Source organism: Streptosporangium sp. NPDC001681 (assembly GCF_040298085.1).
Taxonomy (GTDB): Bacteria; Actinomycetota; Actinomycetes; order Streptosporangiales; family Streptosporangiaceae; genus Streptosporangium.
In genome coordinates, this window is record NZ_JBEOZN010000303.1 from 1 (window position 1) to 1,991 (window position 1,991).

General features: G+C 72.5%; 2 protein-coding genes. Both read right to left on the reverse strand.

Translation table 11 applies throughout. From position 1 onward, the window contains the following. On the reverse strand, positions 1-477 hold a 477-nt coding region (locus ABT130_RS47475; protein WP_350966483.1), incomplete at its 3' end, for a hypothetical protein. 143 nt (positions 478-620) lie between these two features. Next, a complete protein-coding gene (locus tag ABT130_RS47480; protein ID WP_350966484.1) occupies positions 621-1,619 on the reverse strand; it encodes a tyrosine-type recombinase/integrase in 999 nt (332 codons plus the stop codon). Positions 1,620-1,991: the final 372 nt, after the last annotated feature.

A 1,991-nucleotide genomic window follows, 5' to 3' on the forward strand; every position in this document is an offset into this window, starting at 1 on the left:
CTCCGCCCGGGACCACACGTCCCGGGCGGAGGGATCCGCGGTTTTGGGGAACGTCTCCGCGGGGCCGACGGAGACGGCCGAGGAGGGGGTGCGCTCACGCACGTCCTCGCTGCGGATCGCCATCACGGCGGGCGGGCTGCCCAGGTCACCGTACCTGGCGGCGACGGCGGCGGTGATCGCCCGGCAGGCGTCGGCGACCGTCTCCTTCGAGGAGCCCGGCGGGTGACCGGCCGACAGATGACCCAGCAGCGCCGCGAACCGCAGCTCCTCGGCCGCCGCGCGGGGAATCCCGTCGTCGGACGGCGGCAGAGGCCGGTCCAGCCAGAACACCCCGCCGCGCAGGAACGCGGGATAGGTCACCTCGTCCCGCTGGAGCGTGCGCACCGAGTCGACCAGTAACCGCCCGAACTCCGTCAGGTCGGTATCCGGTGGCAGGTCGGTCGTGACCAGCAGCGAAACCCTCAGTGCGTTCACCATGAGCGGTTATCCCTCCTTGAGGTGGCTCATAGTAGGGGGCGCCACCGACAGTTACCGCGAGGCTGGTGAATCGTGGCGAGATCGGGGGCCGTCGGTGCCGGTGGGATCACCCGGGATCACCGCCCGCGATTCCGCGCCGACGGTCAGAGCGGCCTGGGGGCGGGCAGGGTGATCCTGTCGACGGCCTCGCGGCGGCGTCGTTCGGGGCGGCGGTCGTAGCGGGCCGTGGTGGCGGGGGAGGAGTGGCCGACGAGGGCCTGCGCGGTGGCCAGGTCCACCCCGGCGTCGAGCAGCTCGCCGATGAAGGTGCGCCTGAAGTCGTGCGGGGTGCGTGCCCCGGCCCCGGCCTCGGCCAGGCGTCTGGCCAGGATGTCGGCGACCGCCTGTCCCGTCATGGGCGCGGGCCCGCCGTCCCTGGTCCGCAGCCGGCCGAGCTTGCTGACGGGGCAGAACAGGGCCCCCGCGGAGCGGCCCCGTACGGCCAGCCAGCGTTCCATCCTGGCCATGGCCTCGGTGGTGAGGTAGACCATCCGCTCCTTGTCACGCTTGCCGCGCACCCGCAGCGAGCGGGAGCCGGGGTCGTAGTCGCCCAGTGCGAGCCCGGCGATCTCGGCGCGGCGGCAGCCGGTGGAGTAGAGCGCCGCCAGCAAGGCGGCGTCGCGGACCCCCGCGGGGGAGTCGTCGCGGTCGCAGGCGGCCAGCGCGGCGCCCACCACCTCAGGCGGGACGTGCTGGCCCGTCGGCAGGCGGGTGTGCTCGACCGTCGGCAGGTCGGCGGCGCGCTGGTACTCCTCGGCGGTCATCAGGCCGAGCCGCCAGGCCTCGCGCAGCACCCTGCGCAGCGCGACCAGGTGCTTGTTGACGTACGAGGGGGACCAGCCGCGCTCGGTCATCAGGGCGCGGATGCGCACCGTGTGCTCATAGCGCAGCAGGTGCCAGGGCCGGCCCGCGCCGCTGGAGACCTCGTCGCCGGAGACGAGCGCCGCGAGCCTGTCGAGACAGCCGCGCATGGTGCGGCGGGACTCGGCGCTGGTCAGGGAGTCGAGATACACCCGGTAGGGGTCTCGCGCGGGCTCGATGGAGGGGCCGGGCGAGGCGGGGACGGCTGGCACGCTCACCATGCCGACCCTACCGGGGGTCATGAATCCGCGCTGTGCAGGCGCGGGCGCGAGATTCCATCCTTGCCGGAGAGGAGGAAGGATCGCAGTATGACGGACGGACGAGTCAACGACCCCCTCCTGAAGGAGAGGGCTTGAGGCGCAGCGATGCGCTTCACAAGCCCCGCGTTGACCAGCCCTAGTCATCAGCTCAAGGAGGTGCGTTTTGATGGCCACGTTGAACACGAGATCGCAGACCCACCGGCGGGTGCTTCCTCAGCCTGCCGCTCTGGAATCCGTGGGAGCAGACACGCCCGGGGGCGGGCACGAAACGGCTCACGGACACCGCCTCACGGCGGTACCTGGTGTTCGACCTGGGCGAGGGGAGATCGAGCGGACCGGCACCCGGTCTGCTCG

Excerpts from the sequence above, each read along its gene's own strand:
- ABT130_RS47480 (WP_350966484.1), bottom strand. The coding sequence starts at position 1,619 with ATGACCCCCGGTAGGGTCGGCATGGTGAGCGTGCCAGCCGTCCCCGCC.